The sequence below is a fragment of the Thiohalorhabdus sp. genome (assembly GCF_046545655.1).
Lineage (GTDB): Bacteria > Pseudomonadota > Gammaproteobacteria > Thiohalorhabdales > Thiohalorhabdaceae > Thiohalorhabdus.
Window position 1 is genome coordinate 48,761 of the sequence record NZ_JBKGZG010000011.1, and the last position, 8,259, is coordinate 57,019.

Consider the following 8,259-nt stretch of genomic DNA (forward strand, 5'->3'; position numbering starts at 1 on the left):
GCGGACCCATTCTGCCACCATCCAACGCCAGGAGCCTTCATGCCCGGACCCCAGCCCCTGCCGCCGGAATCCCTGTACCAGCGGTGCGATCCCCGGGAGCTACCCTTCCAGACCACCGAGGAGCTGGAGGACCTGGAGCGGATCATCGGCCAGGATCGTGCCCTCGACGCCCTGCATTTCGGGGCGGGCATCCGCAGCGAGGGCTTCAACCTGTTCGTGCTCGGGCCCAACGGCATGGGCAAGCACACGGTGGTGCAGCATTTCCTGCAGGAGCGGGCCGCGGGCGAGCCCGTGCCCCCGGACCTGTGCTACGCCCACAACTTCGAACAGTCCAACCGACCCCTGCTGTTGGAGCTTCCCCCCGGCCGGGGCGTGCAGCTGCGCGACGACCTCGACCAGCTGATCGAGGAGCTGCGCACCGCCATCCCGGCCACCTTCGAGAGCGACGAGCACCAGAGCCGCATCCACGAGATCCAGCAGGAATTCAACCAGCGGCAGGAGGAGGCCTTCCAGGAGATCCAGCAGGAGGCCGAGGAGCGCGGCATCACCCTCCTCCAGACCCCGGCCGGGTTCACCTTCGCCCCCGTGCAGGAGGGCGAGGTGGTAGGTCCCGAGGAGTTCCAGAAGCTCGACGAGGAGGAGCGCAAGCGCATCGAGGCGGACATCGCCCACCTCCAGGAGCGCCTGCAGTGGGTCCTGCGTCAGATCCCCAAATGGCGCAAGGAGAGCCAGGAAAAGGCCCAGGAGGTGAACCGGGAGATGGCGGACTTCGCCGTGGGCCACCTGATCGAGGGCTTCAAGAGCGAGTACGCCGACCATCCGGACGTGCGGGCGCACCTGGACGCCATCAAGCAGGACGTGATCGACCACGTGAACACCTTCCGCCGCGGCTCCGCCCAGGCGGAGGAGAGCGAAGAGGACGGGGGCTACGAGGCCCTGCTGCGGCGCTACCGGCTCAATGTCCTGGTGGACAACGGCGGGCAGCAGGGGGCACCGGTGCACTACGAGGACCTGCCCACCCACCACCATCTCGTGGGCCGCGTGGAGCACCGCGCCGAGCAGGGGGCCCTGTTCACGGACTTCCGACTCATCCGGGAAGGCGCCCTGCACCGCGCCAACGGCGGCTACCTGATCCTGGACATGCGCAAGCTGCTCATGCAGCCCTTCGCCTGGGAGAGCCTGAAGCGGGCCCTCTACGCCAACGAGATCCGCATCGAGTCCCTCGAGCAGCTCTACAGCTTCCTCGCCACCGTCACCCTGGAGCCCGAGCCCGTGCCCCTGAACATCAAGGTGGTGCTGCTCGGCGACCGTTTCCTCTACTACCTGCTGTCCGAGTACGATCCGGACTTCCGGGAGCTCTTCAAGGTGCAGGCGGATTTCGAGGAGGATTTCGAGCGCAGCTCCGAGAACAACGCCCTCTACGCCCAGCTCATCGCCACCCTCGCCCGGCGCGAGGGCCTCCTGCCCCTCGACCGCACCGGCGTGGCCCGCGTCATCGAGCACGCCGCCCGCCTGGTGGAGGACGCCGAGCGCCTCTCCCTGCACAGCGGCAACCTCGCGGATCTGCTGCGGGAATCCAACTTCTGGGCCCGGGAGGCCGGGCAGGAGGTGGTGCGCGCCGAGGACGTGCAGACCGCCATCGACAAGCAGACCTACCGCTCGGCCCGCATCCGGGAGCGCCTGCAGCGCTCCATCCAGCAAGACGTGCTGATGATCGACACGGCGGGCAGCAAGATGGGACAGATCAACGGCCTCGCCGTGCTGCAGCTCGGCGATTTCGCCTTCGGCCGCCCCAACCGCATCACCGCCACGGCCCGCCTGGGGGACGGCCAAGTGGTGGATATCGAGCGGGAGGCCGAGCTGGGCGGCAGCATCCACTCCAAGGGGGTAATGATCCTGTCCAATTTCCTGGCCGCCCGCTACGCCCCGGAGCACCGGCTGTCCCTTTCCGCCAGTCTGACCTTCGAGCAGTCCTACGGCCTGGTGGAGGGAGATTCCGCTTCGGTGGCCGAGCTGTGCGCCCTGCTGTCGGTGCTGGCGGACGCGCCCCTCCGCCAGTCTCTGGCGGTGACCGGATCGGTGAACCAGCACGGCGAGGTGCAGCCCATCGGCGGGGTCAACGAAAAGATCGAGGGTTTTTTCGACGTCTGCAGCAAGCGGGGCCTCAGCGGGGAGCAGGGGGTGGTCATCCCCCGGGCCAACGTGGGCCACCTGATGCTGCGCGCCGACGTACGCCAGGCCGCCGAGGCGGGCACCTTCGCCATCTACCCGATCTCCCGCGTGGACGAAGCCCTGGAGCTGTTCACGGGCATGGAAGCGGGGGAGCGCGATCCCGAAACCGGGGGCTTCCCCGACAACACGATCAACCGCCTGGTGGAACGGCAGCTGGAGCGCTACGCCCGGATCCATCGCCAGGAGAGCGCGGACGGGGACGATCCGTCCGGGGACGGCCAGGAGAATGGCTGACTCCGAGGACAGCGGCGAGATCCGTCGCATCCTGGTGCTGGTGGACGCCTCCCGCACCAGCCAGGCCGCCCTGGAGGCGGCCGCGGAGCTAGCCGCCCGCCACGACGCGGAGCTGGCCACCCTCTACGTGGAGGACACGGACCTGCTGCGGCTGGCGGGCCTGCCCTTCGCCCGGGAGGTGGGCACAACCTCCGGGGTCAGCCGCCCGCTCAACCTGGAGCAGCTGGAGCGGCGTCTCAAGGGGCAGGCCGCCGAGGTGCGCCAGCGCCTGCGGGCCCTGGCGGCCCGGCACGGCGTCCGCTGGTCGCTCCAGGTGGCCCGGGGCCGCGCGGAAGCCGTGGCCCTGGCCCGGGCCATCCCCGGGGACCTGCTCGTAGTAGGGAAGACCGGGTGGTCGCGCCTGCCCTACAAGCGTCTGGGCTCCACCCCCCGGCACCTGATCCGGAAGGCGGATGTCGATGTCTCGGTAATGGTCTACTCGCCCCCGGCAAGCCCCCGGCACCATCCCATCGTTGCGGTGTTCGACGACCCGGACAGCGGCCCCCGCGCCCTTGCTTTGGCGGCCTACATCGCCCGTACCGAGGCGGATACCCTGACGATCCTCATCCCCGAGGAGGAGGCGGAGCGGCTCGTCCCCGAAGTGCGGCGATGGCTGGCAGGGCGGGGGGTGGACGCGACCCTCAAGCTTCTGCGGGGTCGGGAGCCCGAGGCCTTGACCAACGTCCTCCACCGCGAGCGCCTGCAGGCCCTGGTGATCCATCGGTCCAGCCCCCTGATCGCGGGGGCGGTCCGCCAGCGGCTCCTGGAAGCCCTGGACGTCCCGGTCGTCCTCGTTCCCTGAGCGGCCCCGCCGCCCGAACGGGGCCCTCCGGGCGTCCAGGCCGCCGCCTTCCGCGTCCCAGCCTGTTCTCGTTCCCCTCTGTGTATGGCCGATGGTGTCCCTGCTCGTCCCTTTATTCCTGGATTACGAATCCTTTCCTTTTTTGGGTGTCCTGAACCGCAAAAACAAAGGTGTCGCCTGCAGACGTCAATCCGGGCCGCCTTATTGCGTATGGACAGATTTAAGGCGATAGTTCCCCATCAGGTTGAACCGGGCCACGCAAACGGGGACAGAAGCCCCTTTGCAGGGCCCCACCAGGAAACCGAACGGGGCCGCTATGTCATTCGCCAATGTCTTCATGATTGTGCCCAGCCCGATCCTGTCGGCGCTGATCTGGATCGTTGTCCTCGCCGTCCTCCTCTACCTGGCGCGGACGCCGGTGCACCGTGTCTTCCAGTCCGCCAGCCGCGGCCTGTACCGGGTGCTGCGCCTGTCGGCCTTTTCCGTGCTGCGGGCCGAAAAGCGCATCGCCGAACGCAACCGGGAGGTGCTGCTGGCCCAGGGGCAGGAGGCCGCGGAACGCCAGATCGAGCGGGAATTCGACCGGATCGACCAGACCGTCCACCGCGAGCTGGCCAGCTATCCCGAGCTGCACCGCCGGATGACCGAGGAGATCACGGCCATCGAGGAGGAGCACAAGAACAGCCAGGAGGTCCCGCCCTCCCCGCCGGGCTGGACCGAGGCCGTGGACGCCGTGGCCCGCATCCCCGCCAACGGCGACCCCATGGTGAGCAACGTCCTCGACGACATCCGCAAGTCCCTGGAAAAGGCCCACGAGAAGGCCACCTCCGAGTACCGCCGGTCCACCGCGGAGCGGCACAAGCTCCTGGAGCGCATGCGTCCCCACTGGCGGAGCCTGCAGCAGCAGGTGTCCGACGTGGACAAGACCATCAAGAGCCTGCTGGACCGCAGCCGCGCCATCGACCGGCAGATGGAAGAGTACGAGGAAACGGTTCGCGGCACGGACCGGGCGGTTCGCCGGCTCTCCTCGTCCACCCTGACCCAGTTCTTCATCTCGCTGTTCGTGATGCTGATCGCCATCGGCGGAGCCATCATCAACTTCAACCTGATTGCCCGGCCCATGGCCGAGATGGTGGGCGGCACCAACGATCTAGCCGGCTTCCGCACCGCCGACATCGCGGCCATGGTGATCATCTTCGTGGAGGTCTCCATGGGGCTGTTCCTCATGGAATCCATGCGGGTCACGCGGCTGTTCCCGGTGATCGGATCCCTGAGCGACAAACAGCGCCACCGCATGGCCTGGATCACCTTCACCATCCTGTTTGCCCTGGCCTCGGTGGAAGCCGGCCTGGCCTACATGCGCGAGATCCTCATGGAACAGGAGATGGCCACCCAGGCCATGCTGAGCAGCGGCGCGGAGGAGAGCGCGGAGTCGGCGGCCGACAGCGTACGCTGGATCACCACCGCCTCGCAGATGGGCCTGGGCTTTATCCTGCCCTTCGCCCTGGTGTTCGTGGCCATTCCCCTGGAGACCTTCGTGCACTCCATGCGCACGGTGCTGGGTATCGTGGCCATGGGCGTGCTGCGCGTGGCGGCCTTCCTCCTGCGGGTCCTCGCCAGCGGCGCCCGCTACGCCGGCCAGCTCCTGGTGGATCTCTATGACCTCCTCATCTTCGCCCCCCTTTGGGTCGAACGCCGGCTGAGCGAGCAAGGGGACGGTAACGAGGGAGAGAAAGGGCCGACCCGGCGCAAGACCCCGGCCACCGGAACCAAAGCGGCCAAATCCGCCAGCAAGACCGAGAACGCAAAGGGGGAGCCCGCATGAAACGACTGCTACTCCTACTGCTCATCCCCACCATCCTGGTGCTGACCGGCTGCCCCCGGTCGGCGCCCCCGGAACGCGGGGTTTACCTCCTGCTCGACACCTCGGGGACCTATACCGAGGAGCTGGACAAGGCCCAGCGCATCATCAGCTACGTTCTGTCACGCATGAATCCGGGGGACCACTTTGCGGTGGCCCGCATCGACACCGGAAGCTTCAGCGAGAAGGACATCATTGCCCGGACCACCTTCGACGAGCGCCCGAGCCAGGCCAACCAGGAGAAGCGGGAGTTCCGGGAGAAGATCAACGAGTACGTGGAGGGTGCGGAATCCGCCCAGTACACGGACATCACGGGTGGCATGCTGCAGGGCATCGAATGGCTCAACGAGGTGGATCCGAGCCAGAAGGTGGTCCTGGTGTTCTCGGACATGAAAGAGGATTTGCCCGATGACTATGTCCGCGACGTGGACCTGGAACTGTCCGGGATCGAGGTGGCGGCCCTGAACGTCACCAAGCTCAGCAGCGACATCGTCGACCCGCGCAAGTACATGTCCCGGGTGGACAACTGGCGGGACCGTGTGGAGGACGCCGGGGGCCAGTGGCGGATGATCAACGACCTGGACAATCTAACGGGGTTGTTTTCCGGCTGAGCCGCACGCCAATAATGGACCCACGAGCCACGGTCCATCGGGAGGAAGAAGCGGCATGAGCGACCACGTCTACAAGGCCATCGAGCTGACCGGATCTTCGCCCAACTCCATGGAGGAGGCGGTCTCCAACGCCATCGCCCGGGCCCACAAGACCCTGCACAACCTCCGCTGGTTCGAGGTGGTGGATACCCGCGGGCACATCGAAGAGGGTAGAATCGCCCACTGGCAGGTGACCGTGAAGGTGAACTTCACCCTGGACGAGTGAGCGGGGGGCGCATGAGCGATTCAACCAGCGGAACCGGGGCCCCGGGGGCCGCCTACGCCGGGCACTACTCGGAGAAGGGCTTCCGCAGCCGGGCACGGGGCTACCTTCGCCGCGCCGGACGCGAGGTGGGCGAGAAGGTGCTCTTCCTCTACTACACCCTGGACGAGCCCGAGCTGCCCGCCTGGTGCCGCTCGGTGATCTACGGGGCGCTGGGCTACTTCCTGGCGCCCTGGGACGCGGCCCCGGACTTCATTCCGGGGGTGGGCTACACCGACGACCTCGGCGTGCTCACCGCCGCCCTGGCCACCGTTGCGGTCCACGTCACCCCCGAGGCCCGACGTCGGGCGCGGGAGCAGCTGGACCGCTGGCTGGGGTAGCCTGGCGTCGCAGGGAAGCCGCTGGATCCGGCGGCTTGCGCACAGAAAAGGCCCTCGGCGATGCCGAGGGCCTTTTGCTGCGCTCTGTATGACCGGTGCCGGCCGGGGCTCAGTCCTCCTCCAGCGAATACCGCCGCGTGAGGGCCCGGTCGATGGTGGAGCCGTCCACGAACTCCAGCTCGCCCCCCAGGGGCACACCGTGGGCCAGGCGGGTCACCCGCACCCCCTGCGGCTCCAGGCGGTCGTAGATGTAGTGGGCGGTCGCCTCCCCCTCCACCGTGGCGTTGGTGGCCACCACCACCTCGGTAACCCCCTCGGCGATGCGCCGGTCCAGGCCGTCGAAGGGCAGGTCCTCGGGGCCGATGCCGTCCAGGGGGGAGAGCCGGCCCATGAGCACGTAATAGGTGCCATTGAAGGAGGCGGCCTGCTCCACCGCCGGAATGTCGGAGGGGCTCTCCACCACGCACAGGAAGGACTGGTCGCGCCGGGAGGAGGCGCAGATGGGGCAGAGGTCGGCATCCGTGAGGTTGTTGCACCGCCGGCAGTGGCGCACCTCCTCCAGGGCCCGGTCCAGGGCGCGCGCCAGAGCCCGGCCGCCCTCCCGGTCCCGCTCCAGCAGATGGAAGACCATGCGCCGGGCGCTCTTGGGCCCCACGCCAGGCAGGCGCTGCAGGGCCTCCGACAGGCCGTCCAGCGAAGGTACACGCTCACTCACCGTTCAGGCTCTCTCCAGGAAAAAGTGAACCGCCAAGTAGGCCAAGGCCGCCCCGCAGGAAACGGCGAACCCCCATACCAGCCCGTTGTGGGAGCGGCCAGTGGCCGCGACAAACGAGTCCCTTTGAGGGTTGTCGCGGCTGATAGCCGCTCCTACAGGCACCATGCATGAGCCGACTAGCCAATTCCGCTTTTTGCCTTCTTGGCGTCCTTGGCGGTTATAAGGTCTTGGCCTATTTGAGCATGTCCCCCAGGCCGGGGATATTTCCAAGGCCGCCGGTGATGTCGCCCATGAGCTCCTGGGTCCGGGTCTCCACCTTGCCCAGGGCGTCGTTCATGGCCGCGGCCATCAGGTCTTCGAGCATCTCGGCGTCGTTCTCTTCCATGAGCGAGGGATCGATGGTCACCTTGCGCACGGAGTACTTGCAGGTCATGGTCACCTGCACCATGCCGCCGCCCGCCTGCCCGATCACCTCCTCGTCGGCCAGCTGCTCCTGGGCCTTCTGCATCTGTTCCTGCATCTGCTTGGCCTGCTTCATCAGGCCGCCCATGCCGCCTTTCATCGCTGTCTCCTGCGTGTAGCCGTTCAGTTGGAGGTGGAGTCCTGCTCGTCGGGGCGCACCGATTCCACCCGGGCGCCGAACTGCTCCTGCAGGACCTGCATGTTGGGGTCCTTCGCCACCGCCTGCTCCGCCGCTTCCTGGCGCTCCCGCCGCCGCCGCTCGCGGGCCACCGCCGGGCTCTCCGCCTCGGTTTCCTCCCCGAGCTCCTCGATGGCAATGCGCGGCGTCGCGCCGAAATGGGCAGTCAGAGCCGACTCCAGGGCGGCGCGGAAGCGCTCGCTGCCCGCCGAGAGCAGCTGCTCGGAGGGGAAGGCCAAGCGCACCCGCTCGGCAGTGAACTCCCTGGGCACGGCGAACTCCAGAACCGACCGCCACGAGGGCGGAACCTCCAGTGTACCCAGGATGCCTTCCCAATCAGAGGCCGGGCTGCCCCGCGAGGTTCCCGGCCCGGGGGAAGAGGCGGGCTCCGCCCCGAGACCGTCGGGGCCGCCCCCGGAAGCGGCCGCCGCGGGCCCGACCCCCGACGAGGCGCATCCCGCGGCCTGCCGGGAACGGCCGGCC

At 68.1% G+C, this 8,259-nt stretch carries 9 protein-coding genes; 6 read left to right on the plus strand and 3 right to left on the minus strand.

Annotated elements, in window-relative coordinates:
• The first annotated feature begins 39 nt into the window (after positions 1-39).
• The 6 genes from ACLFRB_RS04235 to ACLFRB_RS04260 all read left to right on the plus strand — a co-directional run bounded on the left by ACLFRB_RS04235 (position 40) and on the right by ACLFRB_RS04260 (position 6,421).
• Positions 40-2,466, plus strand: a complete 2,427-nt coding sequence (locus ACLFRB_RS04235) for a Lon protease family protein (protein ID WP_411067760.1) — start codon at positions 40-42, stop codon at positions 2,464-2,466.
• Complete coding sequence (locus tag ACLFRB_RS04240) at positions 2,459-3,307, plus strand: universal stress protein (protein WP_411067761.1); 849 nt, start codon at positions 2,459-2,461, stop codon at positions 3,305-3,307. The genes ACLFRB_RS04235 and ACLFRB_RS04240 overlap by 8 nt, the downstream gene beginning before the upstream one ends.
• A 316-nt stretch (positions 3,308-3,623) precedes the next feature.
• A complete protein-coding gene (locus tag ACLFRB_RS04245; RefSeq protein ID WP_411067762.1) occupies positions 3,624-5,132 on the plus strand; it encodes a hypothetical protein in 1,509 nt (502 codons plus the stop codon).
• Complete coding sequence (locus ACLFRB_RS04250) at positions 5,129-5,779, plus strand: VWA domain-containing protein (protein WP_411067763.1); 651 nt, start codon at positions 5,129-5,131, stop codon at positions 5,777-5,779. Before ACLFRB_RS04245 ends, ACLFRB_RS04250 begins: the two co-directional genes overlap by 4 nt.
• A 55-nt stretch (positions 5,780-5,834) precedes the next feature.
• A complete protein-coding gene (locus ACLFRB_RS04255; RefSeq protein ID WP_411067764.1) occupies positions 5,835-6,044 on the plus strand; it encodes a dodecin in 210 nt (69 codons plus the stop codon).
• Between the two features lie 11 nt (positions 6,045-6,055).
• Positions 6,056-6,421 carry a YkvA family protein gene (locus tag ACLFRB_RS04260; RefSeq protein ID WP_411067765.1) on the plus strand — a complete coding sequence of 122 codons (366 nt, stop codon included), beginning with the start codon at positions 6,056-6,058 and terminating at the stop codon, positions 6,419-6,421.
• 109 nt (positions 6,422-6,530) lie between these two features.
• Here ACLFRB_RS04260 and recR read toward each other — a convergent pair whose 3' ends face one another.
• From recR to ACLFRB_RS04275, 3 genes are all read right to left on the minus strand, one after another.
• Positions 6,531-7,136, minus strand: a complete 606-nt coding sequence (gene recR / locus ACLFRB_RS04265; RefSeq protein WP_411067766.1) for a recombination mediator RecR — start codon at positions 7,134-7,136, stop codon at positions 6,531-6,533.
• Positions 7,137-7,368: 232 nt separating this feature from the next.
• A complete protein-coding gene (locus ACLFRB_RS04270; protein WP_411067767.1) occupies positions 7,369-7,698 on the minus strand; it encodes a YbaB/EbfC family nucleoid-associated protein in 330 nt (109 codons plus the stop codon).
• A gap of 23 nt (positions 7,699-7,721) precedes the next feature.
• On the minus strand, positions 7,722-8,259 hold a 538-nt coding region (locus ACLFRB_RS04275), incomplete at its 5' end, for a DNA polymerase III subunit gamma/tau C-terminal domain-containing protein (RefSeq protein WP_411067768.1).